The organism is Borrelia turicatae 91E135, assembly GCF_000012085.2.
Classification (GTDB): Bacteria; Spirochaetota; Spirochaetia; order Borreliales; family Borreliaceae; genus Borrelia; species Borrelia turicatae.
The window spans coordinates 735,311-755,716 of sequence record NC_008710.1; the positions used below are offsets into that span (position 1 = coordinate 735,311).

Consider the following 20,406-nt stretch of genomic DNA (forward strand, 5'->3'; position numbering starts at 1 on the left):
GGATCTATAGCTTTTATGGTGTTTGAGGGCGTTATGGAAATTAGAAATATTGGGATTATGGCACATATTGATGCTGGCAAAACTACTACTACAGAAAGAATTATATATTATACTGGTAGAACTCATAAGATAGGAGATGTTGATTCTGGCAATACTATTACTGATTGGATGTCACAAGAACAAGATAGGGGTATTACAATTAGCTCTGCTGCTATTACTTGCTATTGGAAGAATCATCAGATCAATATTATTGATACTCCTGGGCATGTGGATTTTACAGCTGAGGTTGAAAGATCTCTTCGTGTTCTTGATGGAGGGATTGTTGTTTTTAGTGCTGTCGATGGAATTCAGGCACAAACCGAAACGGTTTGGAAACAGGCATCAAAGTATAGTATTCCAAGACTTGCTTACGTTAACAAGATGGATCGTGTAGGAGCGAATTTTTTTAAAGTAGTTGAAGACATAAAAAATAAATTTGGTATAGTTCCGATAGTTTTACAAATTCCAATTGGGAGTGAGAATAACTTTGAAGGAGTCATAGATATTATTCGCAATAAAGAATTGCATTTTGAACTTAGGGATGGCAAACCTATTGTGCTTGAGAGTGTAGTTCGTGAAGAATTTATTGAAAATGTTAAAATTTTTAGGGAAAATTTAATAGATTCTATTAGTAATTTTAGTGATAAAATTACTAAACTTTTTCTTGAAAATTCTGTTATTGATGATTCTATCATAATTGAAGAGATTAGAAGATGTACTATTAGTGGTTTTATTATTCCTGTTTTGATGGGAACTAGTCTTAAAAATATTGGTATAGAGCCTTTAATAGATGCAGTTGTGGATTATCTCCCAAGTCCTTTTGAAAAAAAAATCAGTGCTTATTCTTTAAAAACGGATAGGAGTGTATCCATTGATCCTAAAAATGAAAAAAAGTTATCTGCACTTGTGTTTAAGGTTCAATATTTTAGTACAATTGCAGCGCATCTTTATTTTATTAGGGTATATTCAGGAGTACTGAATTCGTCTAAAAGGATTGTTAATATTGCTAAAAATAAACGTGAAAAATTTACAAGGATTTTTCGGGTTTTTTCAAATAAAAATGAGCAAATTGATGAAGTCAAAGCAGGAGATATTGGGGCAGTTATTGGACTTAAATATTCTATAACGGGAGATACTCTTGTTGAGGAAAATAATGAGGTTGTGCTTGAGCCTTTAGTATTTCCAGAGCCAGTTGTCTTAATATCTATTGAGCCAGAGAAAGCATCCGATGATGTTAGGCTTAAAGAAGTTCTTGAAGTTATTGCTAAAGAAGACCCTACTTTTAGTTATAAAGAAAGTAAAGAAACGGGACAATTATTGGTGTCTGGAATGGGTGAATTGCATCTTGAGATTATTATTATGAGAATTAGAGATGATTTTAAGCTTAATGTTTATACAGGTAAACCCCAAGTAAGCTATAGGGAGAGTTTAAGTTCGACAGTTAATGATGTATTTGAGTTTGTTAATATGTTTGCAGGTAAGGAACTGAATTTAAAAATTGGGATGATTGTTAGTCCTTTGGTGAGAGGTGAAGGAAATAAAATAGAATTTGAGTGCGATGTTGAGCCTTTGTTTAAGGCTGCGATATTAAGGGGTATAACTTCTTCCTTTTCAAGTGGCATTATTGGATATCCGATTATTGATGCGGGAATTAAGATTACTTCATTGGATTATGATAAGTCCAAGGTTAATGAATCTGTCATTGAATCAATAGCGGGTCTTGCTTTTAATGAATTTTTTAAAAGGGCAAATCCTATTAAGCTTGAGCCAGTAATGATGTTAGAAATTAGAACTCCTATTGAGTATACTGGAGAGGTTATTTCTACATTGAATTTTATTGGTGGAATGATTCATTCTATTAGTAATATTGAGAACTATGAGATAATCAAAGCCGAAGCGGCTTTTGAAAAACTTTTTGGGTATACGTCTATTTTAAGAAGTGCTACTAAAGGTAGAGGGGTTTTTACCATGGAGTTTTCATACTTTAAAGAAAAAATGTGAGTAATCATTTTTTTTAATATTTATAAATCAATTTATGTATAAGTTTATGTCTTTAAATTATAAGGTACATGTTTGTTTGATATATTATTTTCTCTATTCTTTTAAAGTTTTAGCAGTTATGTCTTTTGGTTATGAGCTTTAAAATTTGTATTTTAATATTTTGTTGGATTATTTCAATTATTAATAAATATAAGATATTTTTTGTTATTAAAAAAGATTTTTTTGTCTTGTAAGTGCTACTAGAATATTAGGGTGATTTTTTGATATTATGTCTTATTATTAATATTTTTTTATTTTAAAAATAAAGGAGGTTGTGTTATGCAGGGTGAGAACATGGTTTCAATTAGAGGTGGTAATAGAAAAAAGATACTCCTTAGTTTAAAGAATATGCAATACTCAAGGACAGATTTGGCACGTAAATTATCATTGACAAATGCGGCTGTGACGATTCTTACTAATCATATGATCAAGGAGAATATTTTAGTTGAAGTTGGTTCAAAGGAATCAGGCATTAAAAAGCATGGACGAAAAGAAATACTTCTTGATATCAATAAAGATTTTGCATATTCGATGGGAGTAATTATTTCAAGTAATTATTTTCAAATAGGAATTGCAAACCTTAAATGTGAGGTTTTAATAAGTGAGACTTATTCTTTTGAACCACCAGTTAGCGCTTATGAGATCTTGGAAAAAATTAAAGATCATATGATTGAGATTATCTGGAAACATAATTTTTCAAGGGATAAATTTATTGGGTTGGGATTTAGTATTACTGGTATAATTAAGGATAAGGAATCTGGAATTGTTAATGATAGTCATGGTGCATGGATTGAGAAAGATGTTCCTGTTAAGGCTATATTAGAAGAGTATTTTTCACTTACAGTGTATCTTGAGAGTTATGTTAAAAATCTTTCTCTTGCTGAGTTTATGGGTAAGAATGTAGATAACATCATGTTTTTCGATTATACAGATACCGCTGAGCTTTCTATTTGGTCTGGTGGTAATGTTTATGCTGGATTTAATAATAAATCTGGTATGGTTAGTCATATGGTAATTGATTATGGAGGAGAGAAAAATTGTCCTACATGTGGAAATAAGGGGTGTGTTAATATGTTGATATCTAATTTTGCACTTCAGCGTTTGATTTCAAAAGAGTTTATGAATGGAGAGATTCCTGAGCTTTATGACAAGTATGAGAGTAGGCTTAAAAAAGTTACGATATATGACATTTTTGCTCTTCATGATAAATATGAGTTTATACATAGAATAATGGAAGATACGGTAAAATACTTGGCAATAGTTATTATTAATATTCAAAGGGTTCTTGATTTTAATTATTTAGTGCTTTATGGGCAAAGTTTTAAACTTAAGAGTTTTTTTGATTTGTTAAAAAAAGAAATAAAAAGGTTGAATAAAGAGAGCATAATATTAAAGCTTAGTTCTCTAGATACTGAAGTATCTGTTGTTGGACCTGCTTCTAGTGTTATATTCAATAAATTCTATTTGACCGGGGGAGATATTGATTAATATTTCCTTTTTTTGTATTGTATATTTTGTAGGATTTTTTACAAATGAAGGTGATTTTTAGTGTTTGAAAATTTAGGTACGGGTTTTAGAGATTTTGTAAAGTATATCTCTGGAAAATCTGTGATAAATGAGAAAAATATTGAAGCAGCCATTGACACTATTAAGAATGCCTTAATTGAAGCCGATGTTAATTTAAGAGTTGTAAGACGTTTTATAAATTCTGTAGTCGAAGAGGCAAAGGGGATTAAAGTTTTAAGAAATATTGATCCTAAGTCTCAGTTTATTAAGATTGTTAATGATAAACTTATAAATTTTCTGGGCGATAAGCATTCTGAGCTTGTTTTAAGTCCCGTTAACAAATTATCATGCATTCTTATGCTTGGCCTTCAGGGTTCTGGGAAAACTACAACATGTGCAAAACTTGCTATGCGACTTAAATCAGAGAATCGGAAAGTTCTTCTTGTAGCTGCAGATACTTTTAGAGCGGCAGCGGTTAATCAGTTAAAGATTTTGGGTATGCAAGTTGGTGTTTCTGTGTTTTCTCTTGAGGGTGAGAGTGATCCTATTAAAGTTGTAAAAAAATCCATTGAATATGCTAAAACAGAGCTTTTTGATACTGTAATAATAGATACTAGAGGGCGTCTTGAAGTTGAAGATTTATTATTAAGAGAGATAATAGAGATAAAGAAGATTGTGGCCCCTACGGAGACAATATTAGTTGCAGATGCAATGACGGGTCAGAGTGCTGTAAATATTGCTAAGGAATTTAATGATAGTGTTGGTATTACGGGTGTAATTTTTACAAAATTTGATTCTGATGCTAGAGGTGGTGCCATATTATCACTTAAGACTATTTGTGGAGCACCTATTAAATTTGTTGGAGTTGGAGAAAAACCTGAGGACCTTGATGTTTTTTATCCAGATAGAGTTGCTTCACGAATTCTTGGTATGGGAGATGTTGTTAGTCTTGTTGAAAAGGCTCAGAGTGTTATAGATAAAGAAGAGGCCTTAAGACTTGAGGAAAAATTTAAGAAAGCCAACTTTAATTTTGAGGATTATTTAAATCAGTTTAAATATATGCGTAATATGGGTGGAATTTCTAGTTTGATGGGGATGCTTCCGGGTGTTTCATTAGAAATGTTAAATCGTGGTGTTGATGAAAGAGAACTTAAAAGAGAAGAGGCAATTATTCTGTCTATGACTAAAAAAGAGAGATTAAATCCTGTCATTTTAAATAGTCCTTCAAGAAAGAAAAGAATAGCTTTGGGAAGTGGAACAACGGTTTTTGAGGTAAACAAGTTTATGAAAAAATTTAGTCAGACTGTTTTGATGATGAAAAAAATGAAAAATAAGAGTTTTCAAAATAAGATAGCATCTCTTTTTGGAGATAAAGGAGGAATGATAAATTGAGTGTTAGGATAAGATTAAAGAGGATGGGGGCAAAAAAGAGGCCTTATTATCGAATTGTAGTCATGGATTCTGCTTCGCCTAGAGATGGACGAGCCATTGAAGAGCTTGGGTATTATCATCCTGTTGAAAAGCAAAATCAAGTCAAAATTAATGAGAATAAGTTTAGAGATTGGATAGGCAAAGGAGCTATTCCAAGTGATACTGTTAAAAAAATTTTGAATAAAAATAATTTTAAAGTTGAGAGTTAGGAGGACTTAATGAAAGAGTACGGTAATGAAATTGAGCTTATAGAATTTGTAGTCAAATCTCTTGTAGATAAGAGAGATGAGGTTAAGTTAAATGTGGTTGAAGGTGAGAAATCAACTATTTTAGAATTAAGAGTTTCTGCAAATGATGTTGGAAAAATAATTGGAAGGAGAGGACGCATTGCAAGGGCTATTAGGACACTTCTTAGTGCTTGTGCTGCAAAAACAAATAGGAGAGTTCAACTAGAAATTTTGGACTAATTTATGTTTGTAAAAGGCATAATATTGTCATCTTATGGAATTAATGGATATGCTAAAGTTAAGAGCATATCCAATGGTTTTGATGATTTTTTTGATTTAAAGGGTAATAAATTAGTTTTAAAAAAGAAATGTTGCTCTTCAATTGAAGTAAAAGTTGAAGACGTATCTTTAATGAATCATTCGTTGTTATTGAAATTTGAAGAATTTAATACTCCTGAGCTTATCAAGGATTTAATCGGTTTCGAGTTATGGGTAAATGATGAATTTGCATCTAAATTGGAAGAGGGTGAGTATTACTTTGGCGAGCTTATTGGTTATAAGCTTGTTAATAATGGAAAAGAATTGGGAGTTGTTGTATCTTTTTTTGAGTGTGTTGCGTCAATTCTTCTTGAAGTTAAAGTTGGAAGTAAATTATTTTTTGTTCCCTTTTTAAATATTTATCTTGGAGATATTGATCGAGAATTGAAAACTATTGAGCTTAAGGTATTAGATCTCTTAAAATGAAAATTACTATTCTCTCTTTATTTCCTTCAATCATTACTCCATTTTTTGAAAATTCAATAATGAAAAAAGTTATAAGTAAAGGCATCATCAGTTGTGAAGTCATATCTATTCGTAATTTTTCTGATGATAAACATAAAAGATGCGATGATATTCCTTATGGTGGGGGTGCGGGTATGGTTTTAAAAGCCCAGCCTATCTCTGCTGCTCTTGATTATGTAAATGCGAGATCAAAAACCACAATATTTGTGAGTCCATCTGGGTTGAAATATAATCAAAAATTGGCTTATGACTTGTCAAAGAAGGATGAACTTGTTATAATTTGTGGAAGATATGAAGGGCTTGATCAGCGTATAATTGATTTGTATGTTGATTTTGAAATTTCAGTTGGAGATTATGTGTTATCTTCAGGTGAAGTTGCTGCTCTTGTCATAATAGATAGTGTATATAGATTGTTAGAGGGTGTAATAAATCCGAATTCCTTGCTTGAGGAATCTTTCAGTTGTGAGTGTGGCTTGCTTGAGTATCCTCACTATACTAGACCTTATGAATTTAAGGGATTAGAAGTTCCTAATGTGCTTCTTTCAGGTCATCACGAGGAAATAAGAAAATGGCGATTTATGAAGTCTATTGAAAAAACAAAGAAAAATAGATATGATTTGTACCTTAAATATTTGGAAATGAGAGGAGAAAATGATGGATTTAATAAGAAAAATTGAAGCTAAAGGAAAGAGAACAGAAAGTTTTGATTTTAGGGTAGGAGATACTATACGTGTTAGTTATAAAATAATTGAAGGCACTAATGAGAGAATTCAAAATTTTGAGGGTCTTGTTATATCTATTCAAAATAAAGGCATTGGACAAACTTTTTTAGTTAGAAAAATTTCTTCAGGTATTGGAGTTGAGAAAATTTTTCCTATGCATTCACCTATTATAGAAAAGGTTCAAGTGTTAAAGCGAGGGAAGGTAAGGCGGGCAAAACTTTACTATATGAGAGATAGAATTGGTAAAGCCGCTATGAAGGTGAAAGAGCGTCTTGATATTAAGAAGCTTAAATAATACTCAAGTATCTAAAATTACTTTAAACAAAAAGTTTCCTTTAAATGGGAGATTGGAAGTTATTAAGTCCCTTGGTGTTAATAAGTGGCTTGTATCTTTTTTAGGCAATTATTTTGAAGTAAAGAGTAATTTGCCATTAAAAGTTGGTTTTAAGTATTTTGCTAAGATAGTTAATACTTCAGGTAATTTTTTGATTCATGTTAATTATGCATCTATGTTTAGAGATTTAGATTTATTTGAAACTGATGATAAGGTTGTATTTAAACGAAGAGGTAATTCTTTAGATCAAAACACTAAGAAATTGTTTAGGAATATTTTTGCTAATATAAAAGATGAGTTTGTTTTAAAGTTTCTTTTAACTTTGTATGATCAAATTATAACAGAACAGGATTTTATGCAAATTTATAATTATTTTGGTAGTAAGTTAGAAATAAGAGAACAGGATAATAAACTGCCAATTTTTATTGAAAACGATAATAATTTTATTATTTCAATTCCCTTTAAATTTATGGAAGGAAGTGGTTTGTTATTTTTATTTTCTTATAAAGATTTGGAAATGGTTTATAAGTGGAGTTTCGTTTATTTTTTTAATGAACAAGAAAAAATTATTTGTGAGATTCATCTTTTTGGAGCTAATTCTAAATTAAGAATATATGCAAATTTTGATTTAAATAATATTGTTAGGGAGCTGAGAAGATCTCTTTTTCGTTATAATATAACTGATATAAAAATATTAGATTCAATTCAAGAATTTGAAGATTTTGATTGTGAAGTAATAGTAGCTAAGAGTATTGATTATAAGATATGAGATAAGATATGCATGGAGAAAAATTAGCTTTATTGATTAAATATGATACTAAATTTCCAGCGCCTTTTATTTTAGCTAAGGCTAGGGGAGAGAAGGTCTTACGTATAAAAGAGCTTGCTAAGCGAGAGGGTATTCCTATTGTGGAGGATAAATATTTATCTGAGAGCTTATTTTTGGTTAATGAGGGTGATTTTATTGATTCTAAATATTTTAAAGTAGTTGCACATATTTTATCTGTTGTTTATAAATTGAAGAGTAATAAATTATGAATACTAGACAAATTGGAAATCGTGGCAAGGTTTTTGCTTTAAAATATTTGCTTGAAAAGCTTAATAATTTTTATTTTATAGAGATAAAATATTGAAATGTTTATCCATTTAAAATTTTGGGATATTCAATTAATGTCGAAAATGACAAGTATGGTAAGTACAGTATTAGAATATATCACATTTAGTGATTTGAGGTCATTTGTAATGTTTTTTGATATTGTGTTTAATTTTAAGAGATTACTTATTTGTCTTGTATAGTTGAGGGAGATAGTCTTGAAGTCTGATCAAAATAAAGCTTGTGGCAATGATTTTAGAAAGGTAAACAAAGTTCCTTATTGGAAAATGAGAAAAGTAAAATCTGATCTTAAAAAACAAAATGTTGTGGCTTTGAATACTAATGATAATAAATCTGTGGGTACTAACTCTAATGACCAAAAGAATTATAAGGGTAATAAACAAAAAGGTTTTAGTAAAGACCGCAGATTGCGTATAAGGTTTAAAGAAGTATGTCCTATTTGTGAAAAACCTATCAGAGATATTATTTCTTGTATGTCTATGAAGTTGAATGGTGAAGATAAACCTATACATTTTGATTGTGCTATTGATAAGTTGAAGTCTGAGAATGAGCTTTTTAAGAATGAAAGTTTATTGTATGGGGGTGTTGGTAAATTTTTTGTTATTGATAAGTCTGTTAGAGGAAACAGTTTGGCTTTTAAGATAGTCAGGGAAGTTGATTTTGAAAATTTAGAGAGTTGTCCTAGTTGGCGAAAAAAAATTTTTCAAGATATGAATAAAGGATTTAAATTTTATTAATTATGAGAGTAGCATTATTTCCTGGGTCATTTGATCCTATTACTTGGGGACATATTGATTTAGTGAAAAGAGCATCATTAATTTTTGATAAGGTTATTGTTCTTGTTGCTAATAATAGTGCTAAGAGTTATTTGCTTAGTGATATTGAAAGATATGAACTTACTTTTGAGGTTATTGCATCTTTAGGATGGTCAAGAATTTTTGTAGATAGGTATGATGGAATTATTTTGGATTATGCTTTAAAAAATAATATTGGTTTTATTGTTAGGGGTGTTAGGGCTTTTCATGATTTTGAATTTGAATTTGAAAGATATGTTGTTAATAACAAGCTTAGTCCTTCAATAGACATAGTATTTTTACCAAGTAGTGATAAATATCTGTTTGTAAGGTCAGATCTTGTTAAAGAATTGATAAAGAATAAGAATTTTGATCTCTCAAGTTTTATCCCGGATTTAGTGCAAAAAAAGTTGAAATCTAAATTTATTGACAAATTATCTTAATAATATATATATTATTAAGATATGTTTGTTTATGTTTAAGGAGACAAAGAGATGGCTGTTCCAAAATTTAAGCCTTCAAAGTCTAGAAGTAGGACGAGGCGCAGTATAAATATGAGGAAAAAAATACCACAATTTCAAGAGTGTTCAAATTGTGGTAACCTTGCAGTAAGGCACAGAGTATGTGTGAAGTGTGGTTATTATAGAAATAGTCAATATTTAGAATTAGGATTGTAGTTTGAACGAGGAATGTTTGTTTATGGATCAAAGTGAGATTTTTAAAAAGGTTAGGTCTATTATATCCGAGCAGCTTGATAAAAAAGAAGATGAAATTACTATGGAATCTAGGTTTGTTGAGGATCTCGGTGCAGACAGTCTTGATATTTATGAACTTTTATATTTACTTGAGGAAGCATTTGATGATAAGATTCCAGAAAATGAGGCTAGTGAATTTGAGACCATAGGTGATGTTGTTGCCTTTATTGAGAAAAAAAAGGATTAGATATCATGGGTTCTGCTGTTGTAATGAAGTTGGATACAGATCGGAGAAAAAAGTTAAATGAGTTCTTACTGGGTTTGCATATTGATTTTAATGATATTGATTTGCTAAATATGTCTTTAAGTCATTCATCATATGCAAATGAATTTGACCAAAAATATGCTAATAATGAAAGATTAGAGTTTTTAGGAGATTCTGTTCTTAATCTTATTATTACAGATTATTTATATAGATTTTATCCTGAAAAGAGTGAAGGTGAACTTAGTAAGGCCAGATCTTATATTGTTAGTGAAGAATCTCTCTCTAGTATTGCTCGAGAACTTAACCTTGGCAACTATATTTTGCTTGGTAGGGGGGAAGAGAATAATGATGGACGTAATAAGAAAGGTATTCTTGCAGATGCTATTGAGGCTTTTGTTGGTGCACTTTATCTTGATGGTGGTTTTTTAAAGACTTTGGATTTTGTCATAGAGCTTTTTGAAGTTCATATAAGGTTGATGTTTAATCGTGGTGATTTTAAAGACTATAAAAGTCTTTTGCAAGAATATGTTCAAAAAAAATATAAAATTTCTCCCACTTATAAGTTGGCTAAAGAGTTAGGCCCTGATCATAATAAGGTTTTTTGTGTTGAACTTTATGTTAATGATAAATTTATATCTAATGGTAAGGGAAAGTCTAAAAAAGAAGCTGAGATGATAGCAGCTGAGATGGCACTTAAGAATATTGCAAATATTGATCTTTAATTTTTTTGATTAGAATCTCTTTTTTGTTTAATTTGGGATTAGTTAGTACTTCTCTTAATAGGTAGTCAAGGATTTTTCCAATATTTTTGTTTTCTGTTAATTTAAGGTTTTTGATATCGTTGCCATTTATTTTTAGTTCTTTTAAGGATAAGGGATCTTTAAGTAGTTTTTTTCTTCTTATTTTATTTATTATAAATTTAAGTTTATGATCTTTTCCTTTAAGAGCTTTATATATGTCGAGTATTTCCTTATAGTTTTCTCTGGTAGCTTTGCTTAACAAGATTCTTATATCATGTAATTTTTTAATTCTTAGCGTGTTGATTTCATTAATAACGGTTTTATATAATAGTATTAATTTAATGTCTTTATTTGAAAATCGAAGTGATTTTAAATTTTCTATTAAACATGATATATCTTTTTTTATTGTAAAAATAACCATTGCTTTTAGATAAAATTTGTTTTTGTTTAAAAGAGTAATTTTATTTTTTAATTTTTTGTTTATTTCTATGTTGAAAAAGTACTTGAAGAAATTTATTTTTTGTAGATAATTGATTCCTTTTATTGGGTTTTTTCCTTCTAGAAGTTTAATAAATTCATTGTTTATTCTTTCTTTTGATAGAAATAGGATGTTTGTTTTTTTATATTTCATGGAAATTAATGTATTTTTATCGATTGTGAAATCAAGTGTGGATGCAAATCTTGCAGCTCTGAGTATTCTAAGAGCATCTTCTTCAAATCTTTTGTTTGGGTCCCCTATACATCTTATTATTTTTTTGTTAAGGTCTTGTTTTCCCTTATAGCAATCTATTATTTCATAGTTAAGTATATTCATTGCGATTGAGTTTATTGTAAAATCTCTTCTTTGAAGATCTTCATTTAAGTTTTTTGTAAATTTTATGTTTTTAGGGGCTCTTTTGTTTTCATAGTCTATGTCTATTCTATAAGTTGTGACTTCAAAAATTTTTTTATTAAAAATTATGCTTATTGTACCATGCTTTATTCCTGTTTTCACGTTGTTTGGAAATAGTTGCATTATTTCTTCTGGAGTTGCATTTGTTGTGAAGTCAAAATCATAAGGTATCTTTTTAAGAAGTAAATCCCTTAAAGCACCTCCTACTAGGAAGAATTCATAATTATGCTTATTAAAGATTTTACTAATTTTTATTATGTCTTTAGTATTGATGCCTAGATTCATATAGAAATATATTATAGTTGAAATATTATTTTTTCTAAGGTTAAAATATAATTTTAGTTTATTCTTAAAATATCATAAAATAATATTTGTTTGATGTATATTTAAACATTTATAAATGGGGTTTTATGAACAAGAGTAATGTTAGTATATATGATTCTATTGATAAGCTTTCAAAGGATTCAAGGGCTAAATTGATAAGAGAGATTAAAAAGAATCTAAGCCTAAATTCTTCAGTATTGTCTGAAAATAATTCTAATTACTTATATTCAAATTTTGCCATGCAAATTGATGATTTTTTGTCCAAAAAATTCATGGAAGAGTCATTTTGGGTAAGAATATGGGTATATATCTTAAAGTTTTTTCAAAAAGATAAGACTAAAGAGGATATTTATAAAATGCATCTTCTAAAAAGATTAGAAGATCATGTTAATAATATGTATAAAAATCCTGTCATAGATTTTAAAAAAGGATATCTACGTATAGGGTTTGTAGAAATGTTTTTTGAACTTTATTGCCATTTAGTTAAGCTTAAAGGGTATTTTAAGATGTTAGAAAAAGGGAATATTGTTGAACAAGCAATGTTTGAAGTTATTCACAGTAAAATTCCTAATTCTCAGTGTGAGATAGAAGATTTTTTGGAACCTGAGGAGTATGAACAATTCTTAAAAAAAGATAAAACACAAGATGAATTAGAAGAGATTATTAAAATAAGAATTGGTAATTATATTGCTTCAATTCCTTTACAAATTTATTCAGTTGTAGAGGATATGTTTGAATTTTTTTATGTTCTAAATGGTATTGCATTTTTTCCTTATAGATCTTTTTTTTCTTTTTTTAATGTTGAGCCTTTAGACGATATGGGTAATTTTGATGTTTCCGATCTTGATAGGACAGTTAGTACCAGTTTTGAGAGTGTGAGTAAGTATTTTAAATGTTTCTTTGAGATTTTGCATACATTAAAAGATATTGAAATAAATGAAGAGGTTCTGAAAATTATTGTTAAAAATTATTTTTTAATAATAAAGTCAAATGAGAATAATATTTTAAGTGAAGAGAGTCTTTTAGGAATTGATTCTATGTTTAAAGACATTTTGTGTATTATGACAGAAATCATTAGCTTGTCAAAAACTTTGCCTTATTTAGATGTTTTTAAAATTTATTATGAAAATCCCGTTTTAAAGCCTAAAAATTATGTTCCTTGTTTTGATGTAAAAGGTTTTTATGAAAATATTTTATTTTTAAATGTTACTGAGCAGCTTGTTAAAAACTATGCTAAGTCTTTAGCAATACTTGTGAATAGAGATCTTAAAAAGTTAATTGAAAATTATAGTGTTATTATTAATTTAGATAGCATGATTTTTAAGGGAATGGAGCTTGAATATTCAAATTTTAAAAAACTTTACTTTCTCAATGAATTCTTTAAATATATTTATGACATAAAGATAATAGAAATATTAAGAACCGTAAATAATGTGGTACTTGTCAATAATACCGACTTAAGAAGTTTGTATATTAAGCTTGAGAGAAATATAAGTGTGCTGAGAAAAAAAGTTTATGATTTGTATTTTGAGCTTAATTATAAAAATGAGGAGTATGAACGATATAACAAAAATTATGATAGTGATGATTCTTATAAGGAGAAAATTTTGGAATGGTGTTTGAGTGAGGTTGAGACCGTTAAAGGTTTGGTTTTTGAGTTTATGGGTTGTTTTATTGATCTTAAGGAGAAGTACATTGCTCTTTTAGACAATAATAATGCTTTTATACAAAGTACTCTTAATATTTCTCATAAATTGTCTACGGAAGATAATACGAAGATTAGTTTAGGTTATGTTATTGCTAATGTGTTGTTTATAATTAAACAATCTCTTTTTATACTTGAAAATTTATAGGTTGTTATGAAAAACTCTAATTCAAACGATTTAAGGTTATTTTCAATTTTGATTAGAGTTTTAGTAATAATTTTATTTTTTAATTCTGTACTTAGTTTGTTTATGTTTTTAGCAGGTGCTTATAATGTTTTTAAGTATTCTTTTCAAAAATTTTCACTTGAATTTGCGATTGTATTAAGTACTATTTCTTTTGGACTTGAAGCTATGAGATTAATTTTTTATTTGTTTAGAAGAAAGAGGATTAAACATTATATCATTTTGGTTTTTAGTTTTATTATTTGTTTTTGTGCTTTTTTTGTAAAAATTTTTCTTTTTCTTGAAATATAATTTGTTTGTTTTAATCTTACTCTTGACTAATATATTTTATTTTTATAAACTAACCATTAGCTTTATTATGCCGACTTAGCTCAGCTGGCTAGAGCAGCGGTCTTGTAAACCGCAGGTCGTCGGTTCGAGTCCGACAGTCGGCTTTTAGGGGCGGTACCGAAGTGGTTAACCGGGGCAGACTGTAAATCTGTTGGCATTGCCTACGTGGGTTCGAATCCCACCCTCCCCAATTTGAAATTGAAATTTAACCAGGTATTTTGTGAGGTTTAATTTTTTTTGTTTGATTATTTGAGATATAGTTTTAATGTTGTGTTTTTTAAATATTTTCGCATTTATTATAATAAAATTTTAATTAATATTTGTAAGTTATGTTTTTCAGGGATAATGTGCTTTGTTGTTTCTTATTTAATTGAGAGCATGAAGGCGTGATTTTCTTTTTTTAAAAAGAGATTTTAAGTTTTTATGACAATAAAAAAATTTTTCATTTCCCTTTTTGTGTTATTTGTTATTTTTTCTTTCTTAGCATTTTTTTTGTATTTTTTAAATTCTTCTCCTTTTAAATCTGATTTAATATATGAGTTTGAAGTTCAAAAGGGATGGGGAGTAAAAAAAATTGCTTGGGAACTTAAGAAAAAAGGGTTGATCAGATCTGACAAATTATTGATAGCTATTTCCTATCTTTTTGGTAGTGATAAAAATTTTAGGGAAGGCAAATATTTAATCAATGGTCATTGTTCAACTTTTGATGTATATAGAGAATTTTTGAAAGGCAGACCTATACTTCCTATTAATATCACCATCCCGGAGGGGTATACTGGTAGAAGAATAGCTTTGAAGCTTTCTGAATCAGGCATTATTAGTGATGCGCAAAGTTTTGTTGATTTAATAAATGATGTTAAATTTATCAATGACCTTGGACTTAGTTATGATTCTCTTGAAGGGTTTTTATTTCCAGATACTTATAAATTTTATAAGGGTATGGATATGAAGGAAATAATTCGAATTTTTGTTGGTAATTTTTTTAGCAAACTTGGTTCTATTGGGATAGAGCATAAATCTTATTCTAGTGGAGAGTTTTATAATAAAGTGATCGTTGCTTCTATTGTTGAGCGTGAGTATCGAGTTAAGAGTGAAGCGCCAGTAATGGCATCTGTTTTTTATAATAGGATAAAGTCTAATATGGCATTACAATCTTGTGCTACAATTGAATATATTATTACCGAAGAGTTAAGAAAAACTCATCCTACAAGAATTTATTTTTCAGATTTAGAGATTACTTCTGCATATAATACCTATATTAATAAAGGTTATCCCCCAGGTCCAATTTCTAACGCTGGGATTGTATCTTTAAAGGCCGCGTTTTTTCCAGCTAACACAGAGTATTTATTTTTTGTTATAAAAGATCCTAAAGTTGGAACTCATAAATTTTCTTCAGCTTATAATGATCATCTCTTAGCTGTTAATAGTTATATTCGTAATTTTATTACTAAGGATTAAGTAAGTATGGAGTATGCTAAGGTTATAGATTTAATTAAACAGAGAGTAGATATTGTAGCTTTAATAAGTGAACGTGTTAGATTAGTTAAATCAGGATCATCTTATAAGGGGCTTTGTCCTTTTCATGCTGAAAGGACCCCTTCTTTTTCTATAACTCCTGCTCAGGGACTTTTTTATTGTTTTGGATGTAGGAAGGGCGGAGATGTTATCAAATTTTTGATGGATATTGAAAAACTTGATTATAATGGTGCTGTTAAGTCTTTGTGCAGTAGGATAGGTATTGTATATGATGATATTAAGAAAACCACTGTAGTTAAGAATAAAACTCAGGATAAATCAATAATTTCAAAAATATATGATTTAAATGCTAAGTTGATTAAGACTTTTGAATTTTTTTTAAATAATAATCAAAAAGTTTTAAATTATATTTTGCAAATGAGAGGGATATCTAAAGATGTTATTGATTTATTTAATATTGGTTATTTGCGATTCGATATTCCAGGTAAGTTTAATTTTTATAATTTTTTGATTTCAAAAGGATATTCTGATGAAATTTTGAGTAAAAGTGGTTTGTTTTCAAAAAGGAAGGGAATATTTTCAATTTTATCTGGAAGATTGATTTTTCCAATCAGAGATTTTAAAGGAAATGTAGTAGGATTTGGAGGTAGATATTTAGGTAGAAATAATGGGCCTAAATATATTAATTTAAGTGAAACAGAGGTTTTTAAAAAGAGAGAATTGCTTTATGGATTTTATGAAGGCTTTTCTGTAATTAAAGAAAGTAAATCTGTAATCTTAACAGAAGGGTATATAGATGTTCTTTCCTTTTTTACAGCGGGTGTAAAAATTGCCGTTTCTACACTTGGTACTTCTTTTTCAAGGGAGCATTTTGCTTTAATTAAGAGATATGCAAATAAAATAATCATGTGTTTTGATGATGATGCTGCTGGGCTTTTAGCTACCTTTAAGGCTTATCAGATTTGTTTACCGTTTGATATTGATGTAAGTGTAATTAGAATGAAGTATGGAGTTGATCCTGCAGATGTTTTAAAGAATAAAGGTGCTTTTGTCTTAAAGGATATGATTAACGATGGCTGTGATGCTTTTGAGTATCTTTTGGAAAAATATTCAGGTAAATATGATTTAAGTAAAACAACAGATTTAAATAGTATGGTTGGCATGTTTATAAATTTGATAAGTTTGTCAAGTACTAATACGCAAAGGGATCTTCTTTTAAAAAAGCTTGAGAGTAAGATGGGTATTAAGTTAGAAACCTTAAGAGAAGATTATTATAGTATGAGAGAGAGGAGTGCAATTGCGAGTTATAAGAGGAATGCATATTCTTATGAGATAAATACCTATGAGAGATATTTATTAGTTGCCTTATTGAAAGACTTTAATTATTTTACTATAATAAGGCGTAATATTAGTGATAGTGACTTGTATGATGTTGATGTAAAAAAAATTTTTATGTGCTTTGAATACCTATTTGAGAATAATGAAAGTTTTTCATTGCTTAATTTAAAAGAATTGCTAAAAGATAATAAGTATAGCGTTAGCGAAGTTTTTTTTGAGAATATGCTACGAGTAGAGTTTGAAGTGGATGATGAGATGGTTAAACAAATTTTGTTTGCAATTAAAAAAAGGAAAGTGGAGAATCGAATTTTAGTATTTAAAGATATGAGCAAGGATAATGTTTCAATAGATGCTAAGGCCCAAATAAGGGAATTGATGTTTTTAAATATGCAGAGAGAAAACCTGAGGATATATTTGAATGAATAGTGTAGAAAATAAAGACTTGCAGATTTTTAAGAAGAAGAATTCAAAAATAATAAAGGCCATCTTGAGTCATTTGGGAGACAAAAAGGCAATTACTTTTGAGGATTTATCTACCTTTTTATCAGGAGATATGTTGGATCCTGACAATATTGATTATATTTATGGAGTCCTTGAGAATGAGGGAATAAGCTTGGTTAATGAAAAGATGGAGTCAGATATTTGTGATATTGATGAATTTGATGAAGCAGATAAACTTGATAGTCAGTGTATGATGTTAGACGATTCTATTCAGAGTGATGATGAAATTGATGATAAATTGGATGAATTTGATGATGAGGTTTTGGACAAAGAAGATTTTAGTTCAGGATATATTAAGAGTGGTTTATTAAAAGATAGTAATTCTGAAGATCCTATAAGGCTTTACTTAAAGGAAATAGGGAAAGAATTTTTATTGACTGGGAATCAAGAGGTTGAACTTGCAAAACAGATGGATTCTGGTGAGAGCATAATTGAGAATATTCTTAAAAATGAAGGACTGGTCATAGAGAATTATTATAATTTAGTTAATGCTATTTATTCAAGAGTAGATAAAGAAGAGTTTTTTAAGAAAGAAAAGGAAAGAGAAAAAGATAATAATTTCGATTATTATAACAAAAAAAAAAGGATCACTTCTTTTTATAAAGCTTCATTGAAACCATTTCAGGATCGTTTAATAAAATATATTGAAAGAAAACATAGCTTATATGAGCTTGGGGAAGATATTTTTGAAGAGAGTATTACTAGTGAGAGACTTCATATAAAAGAAATGCTTAAGTCGGTACCTTTATATCAAGAAGAGTTGCGTATTTTTTCAGATGATTACATTGATTCTGCTAGTAAAATAAAGGATTTGAAGAGGCAACAAAAGTCCATATTGGATAGATTAAAGATAGATAAGGTACGCAATCTGAGAATTTTGGGGAGAGACTTAGCTATTCCTGAGAGACGGGAGAGGATAGAAAAATCTTTAAATATTCGAGAAGATCTAATTAAAGAGCAAATTACAGAAGCTCAACTTGCTCAAAAAGAGCTTGAGAGAATTGAGATGTATTATGAATATCCAATGGATAAGATAATAAGCATGTCGGAGGAAATCCTTAAGGGCAAGCAGATGATGCAGCATGCAAAAGATCAGTTAATTAAGGCTAACTTAAGACTTGTGGTAAGTATTGCTAAAAAGTATGCTAATAGAGGGTTACATTTCTTTGATCTTGTTCAAGAGGGCAATATTGGTTTAATTAAGGCGGTTGAAAAATTTGAGTATAAGCGAGGCTTTAAGTTTTCTACTTATGCTACATGGTGGATTCGTCAAGCAATAACAAGATCAATCTCAGATCAGGCGCGTACCATTCGTGTTCCTGTTCATATGATTGAGCAGATAAATAGGTTGAATAGAGAAACAAGATATTTGGTTCAAGTGTTAGGTAAAGATCCAACAGACGAGGAGTTGTCATCTAGACTTGGGTGGGATCTTAAAAAAGTAAAGACTGTAAAGAATGTTTCAAGAGAGCCCGTTTCACTTGAAACACCAATTGGAGAAGAAGAAGATTCTGTTCTTAGTGATTTTATTGAAGATAAGGCTATAAAAAATCCAGCAAAACACACTTCTTTTGTGGTATTGCAAGATCAAATAAGAGCAGTTCTTGGAACTCTTCCAGAAAGAGAGCAGGAAGTTGTTAAGATGAGATTTGGTCTTGAAGATGGATATTCTTTAACTCTGGAAGAAGTTGGACTGCATTTTAATGTTACAAGAGAGAGAATTAGACAGATTGAGTCTAAGGCTTTAAGGCGACTTAAAAATCCTAAGAAAACCCAAAAACTTAAAGATTATTTAGAAGATTTAAATTGAATAGGAGGCTTTATGGAAAGTAATATTGATGTATTAAAGAATCTTGAAGGCATATATAAAGCTAAGTTTGAGCTTGAGGAAAGGCAAAAAAATATTCCTAAATATTTGCAAACTAAAAAGGCTCAAATTGATGGACTTATTGAAGCTCTTGCTGAATTGCAGTTCAAATTTAAAGAATATCAAAAAGAAGATTCATCTTTGAAATTAGATATTCAAGACATTAATGTAAGGAAGGGCAAGGCAGAAGAGAAAATTGATAGCATTAAAACTCAGAGGGAATATGAGGCTCTTGAGAAAGAATTGCAGACTATTATAGATGATGAAGTTGCTATTAGAAAAAAAATGACACATATTACTGGACTTAAGACAAAAGTAGATAGGGAAATAGCAGATGTTAAGAGTAGACTTGAAGTTGAGCAGGATATGTATGCTACTGAGAGTAATGATCTTGAAAATGAGCTTTTAGAGATTATAAAAAAGCTTGATTCTATAAAAGGTGAAGAGGAAAAATATGCTTTTCGAATGGACGAGGACTTTTTGTTTAAATTTCAAAGAATTATTAGAAATAAATCCAATGGGGTTGTGCCTTTGATTGAAAATGTTTGTAAAGGTTGTCATATGATACTTCCTGTTGAGTTTGCAAATAAGGTGAGGCGTGAACCCGATGATGTTAAATTTTGTCCTTATTGTAGTAGAATACTCTATTATCAAGATAAATTTGAAGTTGGTTTAGAAATGGTTCCTGGTGGTTTAGCAGATCTTATAGAATAAGGTTTTTAATTTTGTATTTTATTTTAATAAGTTGATATCCAGTCATCGCTTAATATGCTATGTTGAAGTATGTTAAGAGGAAAGTCCGAGCTCCAATAAGAGCATGATGCTAGGTAATGCCTAGGAGTTTGAAACTTAAGAGAGTGTCACAGAAAATTACCGCCTTAGGGTAAGGGTGAAAAGGTGAGGTAAGAGCTCACCGCTTATTTAGTGATAAATAAGGTCAAGATAAACCTCATTAGGAGCAAAATCAAGTAAGCAAGCTTCCTTAGCTCTTGAGGGTATGCTTGTGGGTAGATTGCATGATTTTTCCAGTGATGGAAAAGCAAGATAGATGATGACATAATACAGAACTCGGCTTATGGATGTCAACTTCTATTTTTTG

At 29.5% G+C, this 20,406-nt stretch carries 22 protein-coding genes, 2 tRNA genes and 1 other RNA gene; 24 read left to right on the plus strand and 1 reads right to left on the minus strand.

The genetic code is table 11. The annotated features are described in order from the left end of the window. Positions 1-33 precede the first annotated feature (33 nt). The 15 genes from fusA (at position 34) to rnc (ending at position 10,672) form a co-directional block, all read left to right on the plus strand. Complete coding sequence (fusA, locus tag BT0_RS03500; RefSeq protein WP_041178520.1) at positions 34-2,040, plus strand: elongation factor G; 2,007 nt, start codon at positions 34-36, stop codon at positions 2,038-2,040. Positions 2,041-2,358: 318 nt separating this feature from the next. Beyond that, complete coding sequence (locus tag BT0_RS03505) at positions 2,359-3,567, plus strand: host adaptation transcriptional regulator BadR (protein WP_011772627.1); 1,209 nt, start codon at positions 2,359-2,361, stop codon at positions 3,565-3,567. A 60-nt stretch (positions 3,568-3,627) separates the two neighbouring features. Further along, a complete protein-coding gene (gene ffh, locus BT0_RS03510; protein ID WP_011772628.1) occupies positions 3,628-4,977 on the plus strand; it encodes a signal recognition particle protein in 1,350 nt (449 codons plus the stop codon). Next, the gene (rpsP, locus tag BT0_RS03515) at positions 4,974-5,225 is read left to right on the plus strand and encodes a 30S ribosomal protein S16 (protein WP_011772629.1); all 252 of its coding nucleotides are present in this window, start codon (positions 4,974-4,976) and stop codon (positions 5,223-5,225) included. Before ffh ends, rpsP begins: the two co-directional genes overlap by 4 nt. Before the next feature lie 9 nt (positions 5,226-5,234). After that, on the plus strand, positions 5,235-5,483 hold the full coding sequence (locus BT0_RS03520) for a KH domain-containing protein (protein WP_011772630.1): 249 nt from the start codon (positions 5,235-5,237) through the stop codon (positions 5,481-5,483). A gap of 3 nt (positions 5,484-5,486) precedes the next feature. Next, positions 5,487-5,987 carry a ribosome maturation factor RimM gene (gene rimM / locus BT0_RS03525; RefSeq protein ID WP_011772631.1) on the plus strand — a complete coding sequence of 167 codons (501 nt, stop codon included), beginning with the start codon at positions 5,487-5,489 and terminating at the stop codon, positions 5,985-5,987. Then, positions 5,984-6,703, plus strand: a complete 720-nt coding sequence (gene trmD / locus BT0_RS03530) for a tRNA (guanosine(37)-N1)-methyltransferase TrmD (protein WP_011772632.1) — start codon at positions 5,984-5,986, stop codon at positions 6,701-6,703. The genes rimM and trmD overlap by 4 nt, the downstream gene beginning before the upstream one ends. Continuing rightward, positions 6,681-7,043: a 50S ribosomal protein L19 gene (gene rplS / locus BT0_RS03535; RefSeq protein ID WP_041178521.1), complete on the plus strand. Its 363-nt coding sequence runs from the start codon at positions 6,681-6,683 to the stop codon at positions 7,041-7,043. The genes trmD and rplS overlap by 23 nt, the downstream gene beginning before the upstream one ends. Beyond that, the gene (locus BT0_RS03540) at positions 7,021-7,851 is read left to right on the plus strand and encodes a hypothetical protein (RefSeq protein ID WP_011772634.1); all 831 of its coding nucleotides are present in this window, start codon (positions 7,021-7,023) and stop codon (positions 7,849-7,851) included. The genes rplS and BT0_RS03540 overlap by 23 nt, the downstream gene beginning before the upstream one ends. An 8-nt stretch (positions 7,852-7,859) precedes the next feature. After that, the gene (locus BT0_RS03545) at positions 7,860-8,120 is read left to right on the plus strand and encodes an EscU/YscU/HrcU family type III secretion system export apparatus switch protein (protein WP_011772635.1); all 261 of its coding nucleotides are present in this window, start codon (positions 7,860-7,862) and stop codon (positions 8,118-8,120) included. A gap of 273 nt (positions 8,121-8,393) precedes the next feature. After that, a complete protein-coding gene (locus tag BT0_RS03550) occupies positions 8,394-8,933 on the plus strand; it encodes a hypothetical protein (protein WP_041178522.1) in 540 nt (179 codons plus the stop codon). Positions 8,934-8,935: 2 nt separating this feature from the next. Further along, positions 8,936-9,433 carry a pantetheine-phosphate adenylyltransferase gene (gene coaD, locus BT0_RS03555; protein WP_011772637.1) on the plus strand — a complete coding sequence of 166 codons (498 nt, stop codon included), beginning with the start codon at positions 8,936-8,938 and terminating at the stop codon, positions 9,431-9,433. A gap of 51 nt (positions 9,434-9,484) precedes the next feature. Beyond that, entirely contained in the window at positions 9,485-9,667 is a 183-nt protein-coding gene (gene rpmF / locus BT0_RS03560; RefSeq protein ID WP_011772638.1) for a 50S ribosomal protein L32, read from the plus strand. A gap of 22 nt (positions 9,668-9,689) precedes the next feature. Continuing rightward, positions 9,690-9,932: an acyl carrier protein gene (acpP, locus tag BT0_RS03565; protein ID WP_025443510.1), complete on the plus strand. Its 243-nt coding sequence runs from the start codon at positions 9,690-9,692 to the stop codon at positions 9,930-9,932. 5 nt (positions 9,933-9,937) lie between these two features. Continuing rightward, positions 9,938-10,672 (plus strand): ribonuclease III, encoded by a 735-nt coding sequence (gene rnc / locus BT0_RS03570; RefSeq protein ID WP_011772640.1) that lies wholly within the window; start codon positions 9,938-9,940, stop codon positions 10,670-10,672. Here rnc and BT0_RS03575 read toward each other — a convergent pair. After that, a complete protein-coding gene (locus BT0_RS03575; protein ID WP_011772641.1) occupies positions 10,644-11,867 on the minus strand; it encodes a CCA tRNA nucleotidyltransferase in 1,224 nt (407 codons plus the stop codon). The two genes, rnc and BT0_RS03575, sit on opposite strands and share 29 nt — an antisense overlap. Before the next feature lie 125 nt (positions 11,868-11,992). Between BT0_RS03575 and BT0_RS03580 the strand changes: the two genes are divergently transcribed. From BT0_RS03580 to rnpB, 9 genes are all read left to right on the plus strand, one after another. After that, positions 11,993-13,759, plus strand: a complete 1,767-nt coding sequence (locus tag BT0_RS03580) for a hypothetical protein (protein ID WP_041178523.1) — start codon at positions 11,993-11,995, stop codon at positions 13,757-13,759. Positions 13,760-13,765: 6 nt separating this feature from the next. Continuing rightward, positions 13,766-14,086, plus strand: a complete 321-nt coding sequence (locus BT0_RS03585; RefSeq protein WP_011772643.1) for a hypothetical protein — start codon at positions 13,766-13,768, stop codon at positions 14,084-14,086. Between the two features lie 69 nt (positions 14,087-14,155). Continuing rightward, positions 14,156-14,229: transfer RNA gene (locus BT0_RS03590), tRNA-Thr, on the plus strand. 4 nt (positions 14,230-14,233) lie between these two features. Further along, positions 14,234-14,315, plus strand: a tRNA-Tyr gene (locus tag BT0_RS03595). 233 nt (positions 14,316-14,548) lie between these two features. Continuing rightward, on the plus strand, positions 14,549-15,583 hold the full coding sequence (mltG, locus tag BT0_RS03600) for an endolytic transglycosylase MltG (protein WP_011772644.1): 1,035 nt from the start codon (positions 14,549-14,551) through the stop codon (positions 15,581-15,583). Between the two features lie 6 nt (positions 15,584-15,589). After that, positions 15,590-17,365, plus strand: a complete 1,776-nt coding sequence (dnaG, locus tag BT0_RS03605) for a DNA primase (RefSeq protein WP_011772645.1) — start codon at positions 15,590-15,592, stop codon at positions 17,363-17,365. Continuing rightward, complete coding sequence (rpoD, locus tag BT0_RS03610) at positions 17,358-19,250, plus strand: RNA polymerase sigma factor RpoD (RefSeq protein ID WP_011772646.1); 1,893 nt, start codon at positions 17,358-17,360, stop codon at positions 19,248-19,250. Before dnaG ends, rpoD begins: the two co-directional genes overlap by 8 nt. 12 nt (positions 19,251-19,262) lie before the next feature. Beyond that, positions 19,263-20,021 carry a zinc ribbon domain-containing protein gene (locus tag BT0_RS03615; protein ID WP_011772647.1) on the plus strand — a complete coding sequence of 253 codons (759 nt, stop codon included), beginning with the start codon at positions 19,263-19,265 and terminating at the stop codon, positions 20,019-20,021. A gap of 29 nt (positions 20,022-20,050) precedes the next feature. Continuing rightward, an RNA gene (gene rnpB / locus BT0_RS03620) (RNase P RNA component class A) lies at positions 20,051-20,399 on the plus strand. Positions 20,400-20,406: the final 7 nt, after the last annotated feature.